The organism is Prescottella defluvii (genome assembly GCF_000738775.1).
GTDB lineage: Bacteria > Actinomycetota > Actinomycetes > Mycobacteriales > Mycobacteriaceae > Prescottella > Prescottella defluvii.
This window is the reverse complement of the sequence record NZ_JPOC01000020.1, coordinates 114,006-135,612: the sequence shown is the minus strand read 5'-3', so window position 1 is coordinate 135,612 and position 21,607 is coordinate 114,006. Positions and strand designations below refer to the sequence as shown.

Annotated in this window: 19 protein-coding genes; 1 reads left to right on the top strand and 18 read right to left on the bottom strand. The window is 69.1% G+C overall.

The features are described 5' to 3' along the window. Positions 1-4: 4 nt before the first annotated feature. The 13 genes from IJ15_RS0107590 to exaC all read right to left on the bottom strand — a co-directional run bounded on the left by IJ15_RS0107590 (position 5) and on the right by exaC (position 14,205). Entirely contained in the window at positions 5-268 is a 264-nt protein-coding gene (locus tag IJ15_RS0107590) for a GlsB/YeaQ/YmgE family stress response membrane protein (RefSeq protein WP_031937740.1), read from the bottom strand. Positions 269-387: 119 nt separating this feature from the next. Further along, positions 388-1,500, bottom strand: coding sequence for an NDMA-dependent alcohol dehydrogenase (locus IJ15_RS0107585; RefSeq protein WP_031937739.1), 1,113 nt, complete (start codon positions 1,498-1,500; stop codon positions 388-390). Positions 1,501-1,538: 38 nt separating this feature from the next. Continuing rightward, entirely contained in the window at positions 1,539-3,038 is a 1,500-nt protein-coding gene (locus IJ15_RS0107580) for an aldehyde dehydrogenase family protein (protein ID WP_031937738.1), read from the bottom strand. Positions 3,039-3,165: 127 nt separating this feature from the next. After that, positions 3,166-3,816, bottom strand: a complete 651-nt coding sequence (locus IJ15_RS0107575) for a zinc ribbon domain-containing protein (RefSeq protein WP_031937737.1) — start codon at positions 3,814-3,816, stop codon at positions 3,166-3,168. Positions 3,817-4,033: 217 nt separating this feature from the next. After that, positions 4,034-5,656, bottom strand: coding sequence for a sigma-54-dependent Fis family transcriptional regulator (locus IJ15_RS0107570; RefSeq protein ID WP_231569450.1), 1,623 nt, complete (start codon positions 5,654-5,656; stop codon positions 4,034-4,036). 45 nt (positions 5,657-5,701) lie between these two features. Then, positions 5,702-7,378 carry an AMP-binding protein gene (locus IJ15_RS0107565; protein WP_051918618.1) on the bottom strand — a complete coding sequence of 559 codons (1,677 nt, stop codon included), beginning with the start codon at positions 7,376-7,378 and terminating at the stop codon, positions 5,702-5,704. Positions 7,379-7,525: 147 nt separating this feature from the next. Continuing rightward, complete coding sequence (locus tag IJ15_RS0107560) at positions 7,526-8,188, bottom strand: YoaK family protein (RefSeq protein ID WP_031937734.1); 663 nt, start codon at positions 8,186-8,188, stop codon at positions 7,526-7,528. Between the two features lie 64 nt (positions 8,189-8,252). Continuing rightward, complete coding sequence (locus tag IJ15_RS0107550) at positions 8,253-8,819, bottom strand: hypothetical protein (RefSeq protein WP_031937733.1); 567 nt, start codon at positions 8,817-8,819, stop codon at positions 8,253-8,255. Between the two features lie 91 nt (positions 8,820-8,910). After that, positions 8,911-9,663, bottom strand: a complete 753-nt coding sequence (gene eutC, locus IJ15_RS0107545) for an ethanolamine ammonia-lyase subunit EutC (protein ID WP_031937732.1) — start codon at positions 9,661-9,663, stop codon at positions 8,911-8,913. Next, positions 9,660-11,072 carry an ethanolamine ammonia-lyase subunit EutB gene (locus IJ15_RS0107540; RefSeq protein ID WP_031937731.1) on the bottom strand — a complete coding sequence of 471 codons (1,413 nt, stop codon included), beginning with the start codon at positions 11,070-11,072 and terminating at the stop codon, positions 9,660-9,662. Before IJ15_RS0107540 ends, eutC begins: the two co-directional genes overlap by 4 nt. Then, a complete protein-coding gene (locus IJ15_RS0107535) occupies positions 11,069-11,581 on the bottom strand; it encodes a DUF779 domain-containing protein (RefSeq protein WP_031937730.1) in 513 nt (170 codons plus the stop codon). Before IJ15_RS0107535 ends, IJ15_RS0107540 begins: the two co-directional genes overlap by 4 nt. Continuing rightward, a complete protein-coding gene (gene adhP / locus IJ15_RS0107530; RefSeq protein ID WP_081880629.1) occupies positions 11,578-12,603 on the bottom strand; it encodes an alcohol dehydrogenase AdhP in 1,026 nt (341 codons plus the stop codon). The genes IJ15_RS0107535 and adhP overlap by 4 nt, the downstream gene beginning before the upstream one ends. Before the next feature lie 78 nt (positions 12,604-12,681). Further along, complete coding sequence (gene exaC / locus IJ15_RS0107525; RefSeq protein WP_031937728.1) at positions 12,682-14,205, bottom strand: acetaldehyde dehydrogenase ExaC; 1,524 nt, start codon at positions 14,203-14,205, stop codon at positions 12,682-12,684. Positions 14,206-14,462: 257 nt separating this feature from the next. Between exaC and IJ15_RS0107520 the strand changes: the two genes are divergently transcribed. Continuing rightward, a complete protein-coding gene (locus IJ15_RS0107520) occupies positions 14,463-16,094 on the top strand; it encodes an AMP-binding protein (RefSeq protein WP_031937727.1) in 1,632 nt (543 codons plus the stop codon). Here IJ15_RS0107520 and IJ15_RS0107515 read toward each other — a convergent pair. The 5 genes from IJ15_RS0107515 to IJ15_RS0107495 all read right to left on the bottom strand — a co-directional run bounded on the left by IJ15_RS0107515 (position 16,088) and on the right by IJ15_RS0107495 (position 21,551). Further along, positions 16,088-17,395, bottom strand: a complete 1,308-nt coding sequence (locus IJ15_RS0107515) for a GAF domain-containing protein (protein ID WP_031937726.1) — start codon at positions 17,393-17,395, stop codon at positions 16,088-16,090. The two genes, IJ15_RS0107520 and IJ15_RS0107515, sit on opposite strands and share 7 nt — an antisense overlap. Positions 17,396-17,445: 50 nt before the next feature. Next, positions 17,446-18,927 carry a mycofactocin dehydrogenase MftG gene (mftG, locus tag IJ15_RS0107510; protein ID WP_081880628.1) on the bottom strand — a complete coding sequence of 494 codons (1,482 nt, stop codon included), beginning with the start codon at positions 18,925-18,927 and terminating at the stop codon, positions 17,446-17,448. Positions 18,928-18,929: 2 nt separating this feature from the next. Further along, positions 18,930-20,327 (bottom strand): mycofactocin biosynthesis glycosyltransferase MftF, encoded by a 1,398-nt coding sequence (mftF, locus tag IJ15_RS0107505; RefSeq protein ID WP_031937724.1) that lies wholly within the window; start codon positions 20,325-20,327, stop codon positions 18,930-18,932. 73 nt (positions 20,328-20,400) lie between these two features. Next, positions 20,401-21,093 carry a mycofactocin biosynthesis peptidyl-dipeptidase MftE gene (gene mftE / locus IJ15_RS0107500; RefSeq protein ID WP_031937723.1) on the bottom strand — a complete coding sequence of 231 codons (693 nt, stop codon included), beginning with the start codon at positions 21,091-21,093 and terminating at the stop codon, positions 20,401-20,403. Continuing rightward, positions 21,093-21,551 carry a MarR family winged helix-turn-helix transcriptional regulator gene (locus tag IJ15_RS0107495; RefSeq protein WP_031937722.1) on the bottom strand — a complete coding sequence of 153 codons (459 nt, stop codon included), beginning with the start codon at positions 21,549-21,551 and terminating at the stop codon, positions 21,093-21,095. Before IJ15_RS0107495 ends, mftE begins: the two co-directional genes overlap by 1 nt. Positions 21,552-21,607 lie beyond the last annotated feature (56 nt).

Here is a 21,607-nt window from a genome sequence, read left to right as displayed (position 1 = left end):
CCGGTCAGGACCGTTTGGCCGTGATCGACGTGTACGCGAGGGTCAGGACGGCGGCGGCCGCGATGCTGATGATCCAGCGCCACCAGTCGATCCCTGAGGTGTCGCCCTTGTCGCTGATGAGGCCCCAGATCCAGTAGCCGATGAGCGCCCCGACGATGCCGATGACGACCGTGATGATCCAACCCATCGCCTGCTTGCCCGGGACGACCAACCGTGCGAGGACGCCGATGACGGCGCCGAAGATTATCGTGCCGATGATCTCGCCCATGACAGGCTCCTTCCGTCCGCCCCCGCCACACGCGCAGCGCACTCCCGCCCTGGCTCGAAGGTACGACCTCGACCGAGCCGGGGCGGGAGTTCACGTGAATCGTTGCGCGAGCGAGTCCGTCACTGCCCGTGCAGGATCACTCCGCGAATGTTCTTTCCGTTACGAAGGTCCTCATAGCCCTGATTGACGTCCTCGAGCGAATAGCGGGTGGTGACGAGTTCGTCGAGCTTCAACACACCCTGGTCGTACATGCGCAGGAGTCGAACGATGTCGTACTGCGGGTTCGCGGATCCGAAGAGCGTGCCCTTGATCGTCTTCTCGTTGAGCGTCAGGTCGGTGCCCGAGACGTGGACGGTCAGCTTCGCCGGGTCGGCCAGACCGGTGATGACGACGGTGCCACCCTTGCCGATCACGGCGGTCGCCGCGGAAACCACCTCCTCGTCGACGGTGCCGACCAGGATCAGGGCCTGGTCGGCGCCCTGTCCCCAGCTCAGCTCGTTGACCTTCTCGGCGGCCTCCTCCGCGGTCGCGAACGCATGGGTCGCGCCGAACTTCAGCGCGGTCTCCCGTTTGAACGGGATCGGGTCGACGACGACGACGTATCGGGCGCCGGCCTGCACGGCACCCTGCACGGCATTGATGCCCAGCCCGCCGATGCCGTAGATGACGGTGATGTCTCCGGCACGGACGCCGCCGGAGTACACCGCGGTCCCCCAGCCGGACGGGACACCGCAGCCGACGAGGACGGCCGTCTCGAGCGGCAGCCACTCGTCGATCTTGACGACCGAGTGCTGCGAGATGGTGGCACGTTCGGCGAAGGTTCCCAGCATGCACATCGCACCGAAATCCTTTCCACCGGAGTGGAATCGGAAGGTCCCGTCGGGCATCGACCCTTCGAGGATGGTGGCGCCCATGTCACAGAGGTTCTGCCGCCCGGTGGCACAGTAGCGGCAGGTTCCGCAGTTGGGGATGAAGCTGCACACCACGTGGTCGCCCGGCTTGACCTTGGTGACGCCGGGGCCGACCTCCTCGATGATGCCCGACCCCTCGTGTCCGCCGACGATGGGATAGCGCGGCGGCAGGTCGCCGTCGGTGAGGTGCAGGTCCGAATGGCACAGTCCCGCAGCGGTGTACTTGATCAGCACCTCGCCGGGGCCGGGGCCGTCCAGATCGAGTTCCATGATCTCGAACGGCTTCCCGGCTTCGAGCAGTACGGCGGCCTTGGTCTTCATGGGTTCTCCTCGCTTGTTCTGCTTGTCGGGGTCCGCGGTCAGAGCGCGACGTTGACGGCCTTGGTCTGGGTGAAGGCGTCGATGCCTGACGCACCGAGTTCACGGCCCCAACCGGACTGCTTGTAGCCGCCGAACGGCATCGCGGTATCGAAGCCGTTGTACTGGTTGACCCACACCGAACCGGCCTTCAGGCGGCGTGCGGTGCGGTGCGCCTTGGAGATGTCGCGGGTCCAGATGCCGGCGGCGAGGCCGTAGATGGAGTCGTTGGCGGCGGTGACGATGCCCTCGTCCGCGTCGAACGGCATCGCGGCGACGACGGGCCCGAAGATCTCCTCACGGACGACGCTGAACTCCGGTTTCACATCGACGAGCACGGTCGGCTCGACGAAGTAGCCGGTCTCACCCCAGCGCTTGCCGCCGGTCAACGCGCGGGCGCCGTCGGCGAGGCCGTCGCGCAGGTATCCGGTGACGCGGTCGAACTGTTCCTGCGACACGAGCGGTCCGAGTTCGGTGGTGGGGTCGAGCCCGGGACCGATCTTGACCTTGCTCGCGGCGTCCGCCACGGCCTCGGTGAAGCGTTCGAAGATGCTGTCCTCGACGTACAGGCGGGTACCCGCGACACAGCACTGACCGTGATTGAACAGCCACGCATTGAGCGAACCCTGCACCGCCGCATCGAAATCGGCGTCCGCGAACACGATATTGGGGCTCTTGCCGCCGAGCTCGAGGGAGACCTTCTTCAGATTGCCCTTGGCGGCGTCCACGATCTTCTTGCCCACCTCAGTGGAACCGGTGAACGCGACCTTGTCGACGTCATCGTGCGCCGAGAGCGCGGCACCGGCGTCACCGAAGCCGGGCACGATGTTGACCACGCCGGGCGGGAATCCTGCCTCCTCGAAGATCTCGGCCAGCAGGAGCGCGGTGAGCGGGGTCTGTTCGGCGGGCTTGAGGATCACGGTGTTGCCGGCCGCGAGCGCGGGCGCGAGCTTCCACGACGCCATCAGCAGCGGGAAGTTCCACGGCACGATCAGTCCGCACACCCCGATGGGCTCGCGCAGCGTGTAGGCGTGGAACTCACCGCCCGGCGCGAACGGCATCGACACGTTGACGGTGCTGCCCTCGATCTTGGTGGCCCAGCCCGCGTAGTACCGGAAGACGTCGGCGGCCCAGGCCGTGTCGACCGCGGACGCGATCGCGGCGGACTTACCGTTGTCGAGCGCCTCGAGCTGACCGAACTCGGCGGCACGCTCGGTGAGCAGATCACCGACCCGCCAGATCAGGCGTTCGCGCTCGTTCGGCTTCATCGCGGCCCACGGCCCCTCGTCGAACGCGCGGCGCGCAGCCCGCACGGCGCGGTCGATGTCGGCGGCCTCCCCGTGGGCGACGTCCGCGAGGCGATCACCGGTCGCGGGATCGTGGGTGACGAACGTGCGCCCGGACGCCGCGTCGACGAACTCACCGTCGATGTACAGCTGCTTGGTACCGGTGAGGAACTCGCGAACTCGTGGTGAAACGGCCTGCTCGGCAACAACTGTCATGCCCGTACCTCCTGCAGTTCTGTCTGTGATGTGCAACACAGACATCGTGCTTCGGGAGGTGGTCGGGCAACTGTTCAAGCTTTGGACAGCCGTGCCGGCAGGTCGTCACCCACAGGTGTGTGGATCGCTACTGCGCCCGGCCGCACCCGCCGCAGAATGCGGCACCCGCCTGGACCTGCCGGCCGCAACCGGTGCAGTCGGACCGCAGGTTGTAGGCACTTCCACATGCGCTGCAGAATGTGCCGCCGTCGGAATGCGCACCACACGTACCGCACGACACGCGCGCCGGCGCCCCGACGTCGAGTTGGGCGGTCCAATCCTGTTCGCGGGCGGCCTGACGGATCTGCTCGTCCCGGGCAGTGGCCTGGGCCCGCGCGATCTGGTGGGCGGCGAGCGGCGAACAGTGCGTGCACTGGCCCACCGGCTCGTTCCAGCAGATGCGGCCGCACACCCATGATCCGCAACCCCCGCAGAGGCGGAACTCCTGCTGCACCTCATCGACGGCGGACGCGAACGCCTTGTCCTTGGTGCTCGATGCCGACGCACCCCAGGTGTTCGAATAGCTCTCGGCCGCGGAGGACGCCTTGTGCAGGGCTCCGACCTGGTCGCCGAACAGGTTACGCAGGACGCGCAGCGCGCCTCGTCCACGCGAGAACACGTTCTGCTTGAACGACGACCGGTACTCGGTGCGGCACCGCTCGCACCTGAACTTCCACTGGAATCCGTTGTCGTTGGACTCGTCGGAGTAATAGCTGGTGAACGCTACCGGCCCGGTCATGTCTGTTCAGCTTCCTTCGTTGCCGAGGTCGACCGGGGGCCTCACCCGAGCGCCCCCCGTCCCCACATCTGATCCCAACCCCGACCCGTCGACTTCCCGAAATGCCGGGGTTGGCGCGTACGCCGAATCAATCTACCGATGACGTGCCGCGCATCACACCGGGGTCCGGGGTACCACCGGGCCGGGTTCGGGACTCCGCTGCGGGGGACCGACGCGCTCACACGGTGATGTCGAGGGCACGGATCCGGCTGTACAGCGTCGTCCGGCTGATTCCGAGGCGTGCGGCGGCGTGAACCTTGTTTCCACCGCTCTCCTCGAGCGCCTCGACGATCGCGTCGCGTTCGGCCCGCTCACGACCGCCCAGCCGGGCTACCCGCCCGGACGCCCGGTAGTCGTCGGGAAGATCCTCGACCCGGATCGGGCTGCCGTCCGGCTTGCCGGGAAGGCCGGCGAGCACGGCACGGAGTTCGACGAGATTCCCGGGCCACGTGTGCTCGGACAGTGCCGCCGACGCATTGGGTCCGAGCCGGAGATCGGCGCGCCCGAGTTCGCGGGCGAGCGCGGCGACGAGCCCGTCGAGTTCCCTGATCCGCTGGCGCAGCGCGGGAACCTGCACCTGATTTCCGCAGCGCGCGAGCAGGTCCCGCACCGGCTGCGGAACACTGTCGACGGGATCGCTCGTGAGGAGGATCCGCGGTCCGTCGGAGCCGGCCACCATCGAGGCGACGAGCGCCAGCACGGACTCCGGCGCCAGGTGCACGTGCTCGATCACCACACATGCAGGTCCTCGTGCGACGACCGCGAGCAGCCGCGCCGACCACTCGTGTTCCCCCTCCCCGACGATCTGCGCGGCATCGACCACCTCGAGTTCGTCACCGGTGGCGTCGGCAAACTGCCGCGCCGCCCACGTCCGACCACTGCCGGGCTCACCGACGACAGCGAGCGAGCCAGTGCCCGAACGTAACTCGCGCAACCGGCGCCGCAGACGCGACGTCGCATCCTGCGCGGTCGCGGTCCGCCGTACCGGCGGCCGCGGGCCCCCGACGTCGAGCAGGAACAGCGCCCCGCTGTCGGCGCCGGCGACCCGGTCGATCCGCAGCGCGGTGCTCGCACCGGTGGACAGCGTGAAGTCCAGCCTCCGGGTCTCCCCCGCGGGGACGTCCGCGGCGAGCGCCCGCAACGCCGCATGGTCGATCGGTGCGAGCATCTCGACCGCGGCCTTGTTGGTGAGCATGATGTCCTGACCCATCGCGGCGACCGCGAGTCCGCGCTGCCGGGCGGCGCGCTGAAAGGCGTCGACCACGCGACGGTCGGACTCGCGGGCGCCCTCGAGCAACCGGGCTTCGACGTCCCGGGCCGCGCGCGCCACGAACGGCACGAACAGCGGGTTCGCGACCGTGTCCGTCGCGGTGATGTCGAGGATGCCCTCGATCCGCCGCGTGACCGGGTGCACGATCGGGTGTCCGTAGCAGCTGAACTGGCGGAACGATTCGAGGAAGTGCTCGGCGCCGTGGATGACGAGCCCCTGCCGGACCTCGAGCGGCGTACCGAGCGCGTTCGTTCCGTAGGTCTCCTCACTGAGGGAGACCCCGGGCAGCACTCCGGATCCCTCCATCGCGGCCTTCAACGCGCCGGAGTCGAACACCCGGGACACGACCCGGCAGTCCCGGTCGACGAGCAGGATGCCGCAGCCGGTGCCCGCAAGTTGCACCCGCAGTTCGTCGAGTACCGGCCGGGCCGCCCGCAGCAGCCGCTCGGCTGAATCCGACGGGTCGAGCAGCGTCGGCTCGGGCACCCGGGCGGGGTCGATTCCGCTGAGCTGCGAACGTTTCCAGGACATTTCGATTTCCGGCCGTAAACCGTGCACCACTGCTGCTTCCTCCGATCAGACGCGATCGATCAGTTCGAGAGACATCGCCCGCATCTCGACCTTGCGGATCTTCCCGGTGACGGTCATCGGGAACTCGTCAACGAGGTGGACGTACCGCGGGATCTTGTAGTGCGCGAGGCGTCCGGCGCAGAACGTGCGGATCTTCTCCGCGTCGAGCGGACCCGCCCCCTCGCGCATCCGGATCCACACCATCAGTTCCTCCCCGTACTTCGGATCGGGCACCCCGATCACCTGCGCATCGAGGATGTCGGGGTGGGTGTAGAGGAACTCCTCGATCTCGCGCGGATACACGTTCTCGCCGCCGCGGATCACCATGTCCTTGATGCGCCCGGTGATCGCGACGTACCCGTCGGCGTCCATGACTCCGAGGTCGCCGGTGTGCATCCAGCGCGCCGCGTCGATCGCCTGACCGGTCTTCTCGGGCTCGTTCCAGTAGCCGAGCATCACCGAGTACCCGCGGGTGCACAGTTCACCCGGCTCGCCGCGTGGCACCGTCAGCCCCGTGGCCGGGTCGACGATCTTCACCTCGAGATGCGGTCCGACGCGTCCGACGGTGGACACCCGCTGGTCGATGCTGTCGTCGCGGCGGGTCTGCAGCGACACCGGCGACGTCTCGGTCATGCCGTAGCAGATCGACACCTCGCTCATGCCCATCCGCTCGATGACCTGCTTCATCACCTCGACCGGGCACGGCGAGCCGGCCATGATGCCGGTGCGCAGGCTCGACAGGTCGTAGGTCTCGAAGTCCGGGTCGGCGAGTTCGGCGATGAACATCGTCGGCACCCCGTACAGCGACGTGCACCGCTCGGCCTGCACCGCCGCCAGTGTCGAGCCCGGTTCGAACGCCGGCCCGGGGATCACCATCGCGGCGCCGTGACTGGTGCACGCGAGGTTGCCCATCACCATGCCGAAGCAGTGGTAGAACGGCACCGGGATGCACACCCGGTCGTGCTCGGTGTACCCGCACACCTCACCCACGAAGTACCCGTTGTTGAGGATGTTGTGGTGACTGAGTGTCGCCCCCTTCGGGAATCCCGTTGTCCCGGAGGTGTACTGGATGTTGATGGGTTCGTCGGAGGACAGTGCCGCCTGCGCCCGTGCGAGCACGTCCCGATCCCCCGCGAGCACGGTGCGGCCGTCGGCGAGCAGTCGTTCCCATTCGTCCGACCCCAGCAGCAGCACCGACTCGAGCGACGCGCACTCGGGCCGCACCTGCTCGATCATCGCCGCGTAGTCGGACGTCTTGAACGACGGCGCGGCGATCAACGCCCGGATCCCGGCCTGGTTCAGGACGTACTTCAGTTCGTGGGAGCGGTACGCGGGATTGATGTTGACGAGGATCGCGCCGATCTTCGCGGTCGCGTACTGCACCATCGTCCACTCGGCGCAGTTGGGAGCCCAGATGCCGACCCGGTCTCCCTTGACGAGGCCGAGACCGAGCAATCCCGACGCGACCACGTCCACGTCGGCCGCCAGTTCGCTGTAGGTCCAGCGGCGCCCCGAGCCCCGATCGATCAGCGCGTCCCGGTCGCCGTGTGCCGCGACCGTGCGGTCGAAGTCGTCGCCGATGGTGTCGCCCAGCATGGGCGCGTCCCACACGCCCGAGACATAGCTCGGCAGCGACCTCGGCTGAGTGCTCGACGGCGACCCTGCCAGCGGATTCGTCCTCATCGCGTTTCCTCTCCGGATGCCTGGCGGCACCCATGGGGAAGCCCGGCGGTGCAGGCTTCCCCAACGTACTCGCTCGGTGTGATGTAGGACATAGTCGACGCTCGGAGGCGTCGACAACTGTTCAGAGTTCGAACACTCCCCGAACGGTCAGTCGTTCGGGGATCCAGGCCTGGCGGGCGGCATCCGGGCGATCGCGACGGTCAAGGCCGCGCCCCACAGGGCCGCGAGCCACAGCGCGTCCAGACCGACGAACCGATGCGCGATCGCGCCCAGGAAGGCGCCGACGATCATCGCCACCCACAGCAGGAAGTGCCGCACCCATCCCCACCGCTCGCCGCCCGACAGCGCGGTGACCAGACGCTGCCCCATCTTCACCAGCGTGCCGGTCATGTAGGTGAGGCTGATGCTCACCTCGCCCTCCCGCTCGAACGTGGTGTTCTCGGCGCCCATCGCGGTGACCATCAGCGCGATCGCGACCGGCGTCCACCCGGCCAGGTGCGCGGCCGCGGCGGCGAGGAGCAGCGCAGTCACCAGGGTCAGGACCGCCGGCCGGTGGCGGACGCCCGCGCGGCGACCGGTCACCGAGCCGATCATCACCCCGACCACGAACAACGCGACGATCCCGGCGCCGGTCAGCGCCGTCGTCACCAGACCGTCCGCCGCCGACACCGACAGCTTGGTGGAGTTGCCGCTCATGAAGGACACGAAGAACCCGCCGAGCGTGATGAAACCCATCGCGTCCACGAATCCGGCCAGCCCGGAAAGGAATACCGCGACGACGAGCAGACCCCGTGGGTAGTGGACAACCACCCACCGACGATAAACCCGCCCGGGCGAGGCCCGGGCGGGTTCGGTGTGTCGCTGTGGCGACCGGTCAGGCCGCGGCCGGGTCCTCGTCGAGGCCGCACGCGCCGCGCAGTTCCCGCGCGATCTCGCCCCACACCGTGGCGTAGGACGCGATGTCGGGAGCTGCGACCCACTCCGCGTCGCCGGCCTGCGCCTTCCGCAGAGCCTCGGCGAACAGGTCCTGGTAGCGCGACAGGCGCGGCACGAACGCGGAGACGTCGTCGAACACGTCCTGCGCCTTCTTGTCGAGCGCCGCGAGCGCATCGAGGTCGGCGGCACCGGCACCGACGAGGTCGCGCAACGGCCCGTCGAGTTCGAGGAAGCGCTCGTGGATCTCCGCGATCGAGTCCTCGTCGATCGACACGCGCTCGGCGTCCAGCTGGTCACCGAGCTCGGCGATACCCGCGTCGGTCAGCGCGAACGCGCCGTCGCCGGCCTCCTCCGCCTTGCCCTGCGCGAGCAGCGCGTCACGCGCCGCCTCCGCCGACGCGGCGGCGACACCGAGTTGCGCGGCGAGAACGTCGGCGGTCACCCGGCCCTTCAACCGGATCGTCTGCAGCAGTGCCAGTTCGTCGACGTTGCCAGCGAAGGCCATCGTGTTCTCCTCGTGTGTGCGATAGGTCCGACTGTGCGATAGGTCCGACTGTGCGATAGGTCCGACTGTGAGATAGGTCCGACAAGGAAACCTACAACTCGCCGATGGTCGGCGGTGACGCCAGCGGGTGCGCACGCGAGGTGTCCTTGAGCGCGACACCCGACCGTCCCAGCCGGTGTGCACCGTCGACCAGCGCCGACACCACCCGCGCGGCGTCCCGGTAGCCGAGGCCGGCGGGTGGGTGGATGTTGGACACACAGTTGCGATCGGCGTCGGAGCAGCCGGGCCGGGGGCGGTGGGTGAGATAGATCCCCAGGCTGTCGGCCACGGACAACCCGGGACGCTCACCGATCACGACGATGACCGTGCGCACGCTCAGCGCCGCCCCGATGTGGTCACCGAGCGCCACCCGCGCGCCGGTCGCGACGACGGGTGGTGCGATGCGGTACCGGTCGGACAACGCCTCGGCGAGCGCCCCGAGCAGCGGCACACCGTGGTCTGTGAGCGCTCGCGGGGACAGCCCGTCGGCCAGCACGATGCCGATGTCCGCGTCGGCCCGGGCCACCGGATCGAGCGTCTCCGGCACCCGGCCCAGGTCGGGGCGACGCAGGTACTCGCCGCGGTCGCGCACTCGACTGCGCACGACGGCCGGCGTACCGAGCCCGACACCCGCGACGGCCGCGACGAACGGGCCGCCGTCGAGTGGTTCGTGCACCGCATCGCGCGCCGCGGCATGTGCGACCCGGAACTCGAGCAGTCGCTCGGTGGGCAATCCATCGCCGGCGCGGCCGAGGCCGATCCGTGCCTGCGTGCCGCGCCGCAGTTCGTCCCAGAGTTCGCTCATCGACCCGCCGCCAACTCCCGCAGGGGCGACGAGTCGACGTCGGCGGGCAGGACCCGGCCGTCGCCGTCCGCCATCCCCAGACGCTGCAACCATGCCTCGAACTCGGGTGCCGGGCGCAGTCCCAGCACGCGCCGGGCGTACAGCACGTCGTGGAACGACAGGCTCTGGTACCCGAGCATGACGTCGTCGGCGCCGGGGACCGTGATGACGAAGGCCGTTCCCGCGACGCCGAGCAGGGTGAGGAGGTTGTCCATGTCGTCCTGATCGGCTTCGGCATGGTTGGTGTAGCAGACGTCGACGCCCATCGGCAGCCCCAGCAGTTTGCCGCAGAAGTGGTCCTCGAGTCCGGCCCGGACGATCTGTTTCCCGTCGTACAGGTACTCCGGCCCGATGAACCCGACGACGGTGTTCACCAGCAACGGTTCGAGATCCCGCGCCACGGCGTAGGCGCGGGCCTCGAGTGTCTGCTGGTCGACGGGTCGGCCGCCGGTCCCGAGGTGGGCGCCCGCCGACAACGCCGAACCCTGCCCGGTCTCGAGGTACATCACGTTGTCCCCGACCGTGCCGCGGCCCAGGGACCGCCCCGCCTCGTCGGCCTCCCGCAGCAGCGAGATGTTCACGCCGAAACCAGAATTGGCGCCCTCGGTTCCCGCCACCGACTGGAAGACCAGGTCAACGGGCGCACCCGCGTTCACGAGGTCGAGTGTGGTCGTGACGTGCGAGAGCACGCAGGACTGCACCGGGATGTCGTAACGCCGACGGATGTCGTAGAGCAGGTGCAGGAGGTCGGACGTCGCGTGCGGCGAATCGGTGGCCGGATTGACGCCGATCACCGCGTCACCGCAGCCCATCAGCAACCCGTCGAGCATCGCGGCCGCGATACCGCGGGGGTCGTCGGTGGGGTGGTTGGGCTGCAGACGCGTCGCGAGAGTGCCCGGGCGCCCGATCGTGGTCCGGAATCCGGACGTCACCGTGACCGCACGCGCCACCGCGATCAGGTCCTGATTGCGCATAATCTTGCTGACCGCGGCCACCATCTCCGGGGTCAGCCCCCGCGCGACGGCGGCGAGGGTCGCGGCCGCAGCGGGTGCCGCGGTGGTCGCCAGCAACCAGTCGCGGAACCCGCCGACCGTCAGGTGCGAGACCGCGCCGAACGCAGCGCGGTCGTGGGAGTCGACGATGAGGCGGGTCACCTCGTCGTCCTCGTACGGCACCACCGGGTCGTTCAGGAACGTCGTGAGCGGCAGATCGGCGAGCAGCCACTGCGCTGCCGCGCGTTCGGCGTCGGATTCGGCTGCGCACCCGGCCAATTGGTCACCCGAACGCAGCGGTGTCGCCTTCGCCATGAGGTCGACCAGCCCGTCGAACGTGTAGGTCGTCCCCGAGATCTGGCGTCGGTGGACGGTCACCCGGCCTCCTCCTCCGCATTCGGGACGACGAGCGGTACCGGCGAAGGGCCGGGACGGACACCCTCCTCCCAGTCGCGTCCGAGGATCGGTACCGCCGCTGCCAGCGCGGTGATCTCGCCGGCGTCGAACACCCGGCCACGGCTGAGCAACCGCACACCCTCGGGTGCCTCGAGGCTGAATCCGGCGCCGCGACCCGGAACGACGTCGAGCACCAACTGGGTGTGCTTCCACGTGTCGAACTGGGGTCCGGAGATCCACACCGGGACCGCGTCGTCACCCTCGGGCGCCGACGCCGGAGCCTCCCCGACACCGGCGCCCAGGTCTAGCACGCCGAGCAGCACGTCCCGATCCCCGACGACGAACTCCCCCAACGGGAAACACATCGGCGCCGACCCGTCGCAGCAGCCCCCGGACTGGTGCAGCATCACGGGTCCGTGGACGTCGGTGAGGTGTCGCAGCAGAGCCGCGGCGGCAGCCGTCACGACCACCCGGGGCGGCGCGACGCTCACGCGAAGTCCAGGACGATGCGCCCGTCGACCGCACCGCGTTCGAGTTCGTCGAAGATGTCGTTGATGTCCTCGAGCCTGCGGGTGTGAACCGTCGGGTGGATCGACCCGCGGGCGTAGAAGTCGAGTGCCTCCGCCATGTCCTGGCGGGTACCGACGATCGACCCGCGCAGCGTGAGCCCCTTCAGGACGGTGTCGAAGATCGGCGTCGGGAAGTCCCCCGGCGGCAGGCCGATGCACGTGATGGTGCCGCCGCGGCGGGCCATGCCGATCGCCTGCCCGAACGCGGCCGGATTGACCGCGGTCACCAGAACCCCGTCGGTTCCTCCGGTGGCCTCCTGGATCTTCTCGACCGGGTCCTCCTCGAAGGCGTTGACGAGCACCTCGGCGCCGAAACCGGCGGCGAGGGCGAGTTTGGAGTCGGCGACGTCGACCGCGGCCACCCGCAACCCCATCGCGGTCGCGTACTGGACCGCGACGTGGCCGAGGCCGCCGATGCCGGAGATCGTCACCCACTGGCCGGGCCGGACGTCACTGACCTTGAGGCCCTTGTAGACGGTGACCCCGGCACACAGGACGGGGGCGACCTCGATGGGGTCGGCACCCGCCGGAACCCGGGCCGCGAAGCGGGAGTCGACCAGCATGTACTCCGCGAACGAACCGTCGACGGTGTAGCCGCCGTTGATCTGCGTCTCGCACAGCGTCTCCCAGCCGGTGCGGCAGTACCGGCACTCGAGACACGACGACCACAGCCACGCGTTGCCGACGAGGTCGCCGACCGCGAGATCGGTGACACCCTCCCCCAGCTCCACCACCTCGCCGTAGCCCTCGTGTCCCGGGATGAACGGCGGCTGCGGCTTGACCGGCCAATCACCCTTGGCCGCATGCAGATCCGTGTGGCAGACACCGCTCGAACGGACCTTCACGAGCGCCTGGTCGCGGGCGGGCTTCGGTATCGGCACCTCCTCGATGGACAGGGGCTTTCCGAACTCGCGGACAACCGCGGCCTTCATCGTCTCGGTCATGGGAACCTCCGGATGGGGTGGGGGCGCAGCGCCGACGTGGGCACCCGCCGGCGCCGCGCAGTGCGTGGATGGATCGGATCAGAAGAAGCCCTGCGCCTTGGGTGCGTAGCTGACGAGCAGGTTCTTGGTCTGCTGGTAGTGCGCGAGCATCATGTGGTGGTTCTCGCGGCCGATACCGGACTGCTTGTAGCCGCCGAACGCCGCGTGCGCCGGATACTGGTGGTAGGTGTTGGTCCACACCCGCCCGGCCTGGATGTCGCGTCCGGCCCGGTACGCGACGCCGCCGTCACGCGACCACACGCCGGCACCGAGACCGTAGAGGGTGTCGTTCGCGATCGAGATGGCGTCGTCGTAGTCCGCGAACGACGTCACCGACACGACCGGACCGAAGATCTCCTCCTGGAAGATCCGCATGCCGTTGTCGCCGGTGAAGATCGTCGGCTGGACGTAGAAGCCCTCCGACAGGTCGCCACCCAGTTCGGCCCGCTCGCCGCCGGTGATCAGGCGGGCGCCCTCGTTCTTGCCGATCTCGATGTACGACAGGATCTTCTCGAGCTGATCGTTCGACGCCTGCGCGCCGATCATCGTGTCGGTGTCGAGCGGATCGCCCTGACGCACCGCCTTGGTGCGTACCGCGGCGAGCGCGAGGAAGTCGTCGAAGATGTCCTTCTGGATCAGCGCACGCGACGGGCACGTGCACACCTCGCCCTGGTTGAGCGCGAACATCGTGAAACCCTCGAGCGCCTTGTCCTGGAAGTCGTCGGGGGCGGCGAGGACGTCGGAGAAGAACACGTTGGGGCTCTTGCCGCCCAGTTCGAGCGTCACCGGAATCAGATTCTGCGATGCGTACTGCATGATCAGCCGGCCGGTGGTGGTCTCGCCGGTGAACGCGATCTTCCGGATCCGGGGGCTCGATGCGAGCGGCTTGCCCGCCTCGGTGCCGAAGCCGTTGACGACGTTGAGCACGCCGGCGGGCAGCAGATCACCGATGACACCCATCAGGTACAGGATCGACGCCGGGGTCTGTTCCGCGGGCTTGAGGACGATGGCGTTGCCGGCGGCCAGCGCCGGTGCCAGCTTCCACACGGCCATCAGGATCGGGAAGTTCCACGGAATGATCTGGCCGACCACACCGAGCGGCTCGTGGAAGTGGTAAGCGACGGTGTCGGAGTTGATCTCCGACAGCGAGCCCTCCTGCGCGCGGATCGCACCCGCGAAGTAGCGGAAGTGGTCGATCGCGAGCGGGATGTCCGCGTTGAGGGTCTCGCGGATCGGCTTGCCGTTGTCCCAGGACTCGGCCAGCGCGATGGACTCGAGGTTCTGCTCCATCCTGTCGGCGATCTTGTTCAGGATGACCGCGCGCTCGGCCGCCGAGGTCTTGCCCCACGCCGGTGCCGCGGCATGGGCGGCGTCGAGCGCGAGGTCGATGTCCTCGGCCGTCGACCGTGCGATCTCGCAGAACGGCTTACCCGTGACCGGGGTCGGGTTCTCGAAGTACTGCCCCTTCACCGGTGCCACCCACTCGCCACCGATCCAGTTGTCGTACCGCGATTCGAAGGACATCAGGGCGTCGGGTGAACCGGGACGGGCATACACGCTCATACGAAGTCTCCTGTCTGCGCTGTCACACCTCCACTCGGGGTGTGATACAGGACACTAGGCATGTCAACGTTGCAACCACGTTGGGTTCGAGGTCACAACTGCGCGGCGACCCGGTCCGAATCCGCCCGAACAGTTCCCTACGTCCGGATCGATCGATGTCCGAATTTCGTCACGGAACCGGTACCCGCCTGGCTAGGGTGCAGGTCACAGGTGGAACGTGTTCCGCCGATCGTGTCGCTGCTCTGGAAGGAACGCTGATGCAGTTCAACCTGGCCGATGTTTTCGAGACAGTCGCGGCGGCGGTGCCCGACCGGACAGCCCTGACGTACGAGGGCGAGAACTTCACGTACGCCGAACTCGACGGCGAGGCGAACAAGACGGCCCAACTGCTCGCGCAGGCCGGTATCGCGCCCGGCGAGCACGTGTCGCTGTTCCTGAAGAACAGCGTCGAGCACGTCACGTCGGTCCTGGGCCTGATCAAGATCCGGGCGGTACCGATCAACGTCAACTACCGCTACACCCCCGCCGAACTCGAGTACATCTTCACCAACTCGGACTCGATCGCGGTCGTCGTCGAACTCCCCGAACACCAGCGCACCCTCGCCGGGCTGCTCGAACGCTGCCCACTGGTGCGGACCGTCATCGTCGTCGGCGACATCACCGACGAACTGCGTTCGGCGGCCGAGGCCCGCTCGGTCTCGGTGGTGCCGTTCAGTGACGCGCGCGACCTACCGGCCACCGCCGAGTTCGCCCCGCGCAGCGGCGACGATCTGTACGTCCTCTACACCGGCGGAACCACCGGCTACCCCAAGGGCGTCATCTGGCGGCACGACGACTTCTTCCGCAAGCCCCTCTCCGGCGGCAATCCCTACGGCGAGGACGCCCGGAAGGATCTCGCCGAGGTTGCTGCTGCCGCAAAGGAATTCCCCGATCTCTCGTTCCTGATCGCGGCACCGCTCATGCACGGGGCCGCACTGTACTCACTCTTCACCTTCTTCACTCTCGGCGCACGGGTGGTGTTGATGCGCGACTTCGTCCCGCGCAAGGTCGTCGAGTCGATCGAGAAGGAATCACTGCAGGTGATCCTCATCGTCGGCGACGGCATGGGACTGCCACTGGTGGACGAGATGGAGCGCCGCAAGGGCGAAGTCGATCTCGGTTCGCTGTTCTCGATCACCTCGGGCGGCGCGATCTGGTCGCTGAGCGTGCGCGAGAGGATGCTCGCGGTCAAGCCGGACCTGCTGCTACGCGACAACTTCGGAGCGTCCGAGTCCGGCAACGACGGCGCCTTCACCATCGACGAGAACGGCAACCTGCGGATGCCCCCGTCGCCCAACATGATCCTGGTCGACGAGCGTCTCGAACAGATCCCCGCCGGGTCCGACGAGATCGGCTACATCGCCCGCATCGGCAACGTCCCCGTCGGCTACTACAAGGACGAGGAGAAGACCGCCCGCACCTTCCCCACCCGTGCGGACGGCACCCGCATCTCGGTGCTCGGCGACATGGGCACGATCGAGGCCGACGGCACCATCGTCTTCCTCGGACGCGGCTCGCAGTGCATCAACACCGGCGGCGAGAAGGTGTTCGCGGAGGAGGTCGAGGCCGCCCTCCACGCACACCCGGCGATCTCCGACGCCCTCGTCGTACCGGTGCCCGACGAGCGGATGGGTCAGCGGGTCGCGGCCGTGATCGCGGTCTACCCCGACGCGGCGGAACTGACACTCGACGGCGTCCAGGAGCACTGCCGCAAGACGCTCGCCGGCTACAAGGTTCCGCGCGCCGTGGTGACCGTCGAGGAGGTCAAGCGCACCCCCGCCGGCAAGGCCGACTACCGCTGGGCCGCGGCCGTCGCATCCGCGGAGTCCGAGACGGCACAGGTTCAGTAGCCCGACCCGAACCTTCGGTCGAGCACGCGCAGGTGGGCCTCCACCTGCGCGTGCCGCGACGAACCGGTGTCGAGGGTGGACAGGTACGCCACCCAGGCGGTGCGGTCGTGGCGGCCGTGGATCGAACTCGTCCACGACGCGAGCAGGCGCGAGTCACCGCCGCGCAGGACCGTCGCCTGCACCCGCACACGAAGCTCCTCCCGCACGTCCTCGACGCCGGGCGCCTCCGACCCCGGCAACACCGGCCCGCCGTACAGGTGCAGCGCCGACTCGAGGTCACCGCGGTCGAGCAGCGACCGCACGTCGTCGACGTCGGACGCGAGCGGCGCGAGCAGCCGGTACGGTCGCGATCCCAGTCGTTCGGCACCGAAAACCTTACGTAGCCGCGACATCTCGGCCCGGATCGTGACCGCGTCCAGTTCCTCCTCGTCGAGCAGCACCGCGAGCTGGTCGGCGGCGAGACCCTCGGGGTGTTCGGCGAGCAGCAGCAGGATCTCCGCGTGCCGGCGCGACAGATGACTGCGTTCACCGTCCACGATCAGGCCCGGACGCCCCGACCCCAGGACCTCGAGGCGCGGCGCCGACGCCACCGACGGTCGCGGCGACGCCAACGCCTGCAACCGCAACTCCGCCTCGGCCGCCGCCACCGTGGCACGGACGAGGGTGAGCGCCTCCGGCACCGCCACCCGGGGTCCGCCGGTGATGTCGAGTGCACCGATCGTCCGCCCCGTGACCGGGTCGTGGATCGGGGCCGCCGAACAACTCCACTCGTGGACCGCACGGTTGAAGTGCTCGGCCGCGAAGATCTGGACACCGTGGTCGAGTGCGAGCGCGGTACCGGGAGCGTTGGTCCCCACCCGTTCCTCGCTCCAGTCCGCGCCCTCGACGAAGTTCATGCGCAGCGCCCGGTCCTTCGCCACGGCGTCACCCTCGACCCACAGCAACCGGCCGTGCGCATCGCTGATCGCAACGAGCAGACCGGTGTCCGCAGCGTCCTCGACCAGCAGTTTCCGCACCACCGGGCGGATCGCGGCCAGCGGATGCTCCGCCCGGTACTGCGCGAGCGCGGCCCCGTCGAGGACCACCCCGTCGTCGACGACGTCCGGGCTCACACCGCTCCCCCGGCTGCGCAACCACGACTCCCGGACGACCGACCGGACGGCATCGACCCCGGTGCCGTCGAGCTCCGAGTCCACGAACAGTTGATGCGCCGACGACGTCCTCTCCGCGAGCACCGCGGGGTCGTCGCCGGGACGCACCGCAATCCACGGATTGCGCGAACCGAACTCCTGACCTGCCATCGACGCCCTCCATCGACCCCTGACGCCCCCGACAGCCACTGTAATGCCGCTCACACGAAGGTGCTGGCACGCTCCGCGACCATGACGGCGGTGGCGTGCGGGCCACGACTGGGCACCGAAGGCAGGATCGACGTATCGACGACGTACAGGCCGTCGATTCCGTGGACACGGCACCGCTCGTCCACCACCGACGACTCCTCGTCGACGCCCATCCGGCAGCTGCCCGACAGGTGCAGGGACGTGCCGAGATGGTCGGACAGCCAGTCGTCGGACGTCTCGATGCGCTCGGGTTCGAGCAGGCGGCTCATCGGCCCGGAGTGCATGAGGTCGGCGGCGTGGGCCACACCCGAGCGCAACGCGTCCCGGTCCCCGGCCGACTCCAGATAGCGGTACGACACCGTCGGCGCGTCCCCCGGATCCGGCGACACCAGGCGGATCTCGCCGCGGCTGCGCGGTGTCATCAGCACCACCCCGAGGCACGGTTTGCCGATTCCCGATCCGGGTATCAGGTCACCGAATGCCGCTGTGTACGGACGCATTTCGATGTCCCCGGTGTTGAGCGTCACCTGCAGCACCGGGGTTCGGGAGGTCCGGGCGACGGGGCGCCGGTAGCGGTACGGCAGCACCACCTCGGGATGGTCGCTGAACTCCGAACCCACCGCCGGTAGGTCCGCGACCACCGGGATGCCCAGCGCCGCCAGATGGTCGGCGGCACCGACCCCGGACAGCATCAGCAGGTGCGGGGTCGCGACCGCGCCGGCGGTGAGGACCACCGTCGACGCCCGAATCGTCCCCACCCGACCGTCGACGGTGACCTCGACTCCCTCCACCCGCGTTCCGGAGAACAGCACCCGCGTCACGGTCGTGTCGGACCGGACGGTGAGGTTGGGCCGCCCCAGATGGGGCAGCAGATAGGCCGACGCCGGACCCACCCGCACACCGTCCCGGATGTTCAGCGGCACCGGGCCGATGCCGTGCGATCCGGGTGCGTTCTTGTCGCGGTCGTCGGGATGACCCGCGGCGTGCGCGACGTCGGCGAACGCGGCGCTCACCGGATGCCAGTGGTCGACGGGGTCGCGGCGCACCGGAATCGGACCCGTCGACCCGTGCCACGGACCGCCGAAGTCGGCGTCGGACTCGATCTTCCTGAAGTACGGCAGCACGTGCTCGTAGGACCACGACGCCGGCCAGTGCGCGAAGTCGCCCACCTGCGCCCGCACGAAGTAGCCGCCGTTGACGGCACCCGAACCGCCCAGCACCCGCCCCCGCGCGATCCAGCCGGCACGACTGCCCGTGAGCTCCACCGGATACGGCCAGATCCAGCGGCTGTCCGGGCCCACCGGGAGCACCCCGGCGTCGACGAGTTCTGGTGGGAACTCGGCGGGAATCCGGTGGCCCGGACCGGATTCGACGAGCAGGACCCGTCGGCTCGGGTCCTCGCTGAGACGACCGGCGACGACGCTCCCGCACGAACCACCACCGATCACGACGACATCCGCCGACGCCGGGATGTCCGGGCCGCCCCGGTCCACCGTCAGCTACCGATGCGCGGCGTCAACGCCCGCAGGTCGCGGGCACGGGCGGCGCCCTTCCACAGCCCCGCGCCGTACGCGACGTCGTCGAGTCGTTTGAACGCGGTGTGCCGCACCGGTCCCAGCCCGCCGGGCTCACGGTGCGTCGACCAGTCCACGACGCCCTCGGTGACCGCGACGATCAAGGCCAGCCGCCGGATCCGGCGGGACAGCACGACCGCCAGCAGGGTCACCGGCCAGTAGTGCCGGCACATCGCGGACGCGAGCTGCCATGCGCCGCCCACGAAACCACGCGCCGCGAGGATCGCGGCGATGCGTGTGGGCTGGTCCAGCTCACGGAACGTGCGACGCAGGCGGAGCATCGTCACCAGCAGGGTGGCGAGACTGCCGAGCAGCCCGATCCGGGTGCACGTCGCGGCCGCGAGGACCGCGAACAACGTCCACTTCGACATCGCTACCGGCGGCACCATGCCCTCGTGCCGGGCCGCCAGCGGCGCTGCCCCGGTCCCGTAGAACAGCTTGCGGGTGAACCACTTCCCGAACGACACGCGGTGGTCGTGCGCGACGTGCGCGACCGGCTCGTAGCGCAGGCGCCAGCCGCCCTCCTGGAGCCGCCAGCACAGGTCGACGTCCTCGGCGACGTGCATCGACTCGTCGAACCCACCCAGCTCGGACAGGACGTCCCGGCGCACCAGCATGGCCGCGCTCGGTACGTACGACACCGGACTGCCCGAGCGGACCGCTGCTTCCTTCCGCCCGAGATCCAGCGACGACCGCGCGTGCTCGTAGCGGGCCAGCATCGAACCCTCGGGTTCGAGGGCGACGATCCGCGGCGCGACCAACGCGACCGCGGGATCACTGAAGTGGCCGAGCATTCGTTCGAGCCAACCCGTCTTCGGTAGCACATCCGAATCCAGGAAGGCCACGAAAGGTGTTTGTGCGGCGCGCAATCCGGTGTTCCGGGCCGCGGCCGGGCCACGGGAGGACTCGTGCCGCAGGAGCGTCACGTGCGCGGTGCAGCCGGACAGGTCCGGAAGCTCGAGCGGCGTCGCGGACCCGTCGTCGACGACGACCACATTGAGGCCCTTCAGTGCCGGGACGAGACGGGCGATGCCGTCGACGTTGTCCCGCAACGGCACCACGACGGTGACGTCGCCGGGCGACGGAGTGGTCATGGGGCGCGGGTTCCCGACACCGGAGTCGAGCAGGTGCCGGGCGACCACCGCGGTCTGCGAGTCGACGACCTCGAGATAGCCGTCGCCGATCATCGCGGCAGCGGCCGGCGCGAGCTTGAGCATGCGCATCGGTGAGCCGCCGATCAGGACGCGGCCACCGGAATAGGCACGCACCTTGGGATCGATGCGGATCCCGAACCCGTCGGGGAGGCGTGCATGTTGCATCAGACGATCGTAAGGCTCGATTCGGTAACGGACACAACTTGCTGCAGAAAACCCGGACGAATCGTCACTTTCGTCAGGCGAGGCGCCCGTCCGGCCGCAGAGTCCACCCCTCGATCGCCGAGTCGGCCCGGCGGACGAGGTCGGCGAACAACCGCTCCCCCTCCTCCGCGGACGCCCCGGTGGGATCGCCGAGAATGCCATTGGCGGTCGCGGCCGCCATGCCGCCCGCCCGCAGCTGCGGCATCAACTCGACGATCGGCGCGGTGTTCCCCGGCTCCGCCCGCTCCATCGCCACGGCCTGCGGTGAAAGATGCAGCAGCAGAGATGTTTCCGTTCGCCCGGCATGCGCGTCGGCGCCGGGGACCGCACACGGAAGCCAGGCCACGTCGCGGCCCTCGTAGCGCAGCAACTCGACGGCCTTCACCAGCGCCGGACCGTTACCACCGTGCCCGTTGACGAACACCACACGCCGCGCCCACCGGCACACCGAGCGGCCGTACTCGACGAGCAGCGTCTCGAGCGCCGCGGTTCCGATGGAAATCGTGCCGGCGAAGCCCTCGTGCTCACCACTGGCGCCGTACTCGATCGCGGGCGCCGCGGTCACGCCGGTCAGCACGCGGGTCACCGCCGACGCGATCCGGGTGTCGGTGTCCAGCGGCAGGTGCGGGCCGTGCTGCTCGAACGACCCGACCGGGACCGCGACCGTCAGGGCGTCCCGGGCGATGTCGGGCCAACGTGCCTCGGCGAGACGAATCGTCCCGTCCATCAGTCCTCGGTGCATTCGACGCCGGCGCCGTTCACCCGGACCCGCTCGAGCAGAGCCTGCAACGCGGCCGACTCCTCGTCGGACAGCTCGGCGAACAGTTCGGCGTCCGCGTCCCCGAGGGCCTGCTCGATACGAGTGACCGTGCGCGCCCCCTCGGGGGTGATCTCGACGATGTGCCTGCGGCGGTCCGCGGGATCTCGACGACGCTCGGCCAACCCCGCCGACTCGAGGTCATTGAGGATTGCCACCAGCTGACTCGGATCGACACCCATCGCGTCGGCGAGCTGGCGCTGCCCGATCGAACCGTGACCGAGGTGCAGCAGAGTCATCGCCTGGCGCGATCGAAGCCCGGTGACGGCGAGCGCGCCCCTCAACCGGATTCCGGCCAGTTCACCGCGGAACGCGAGGAGGAAGCCGAGGCGTTCGGTCGGCACTGTCGCTGCACGCGTCGACGTCATCCCGCCACCGTATCAGGACCCCTATTGTTTACCTGTCGCAATCATTGATACCTTGC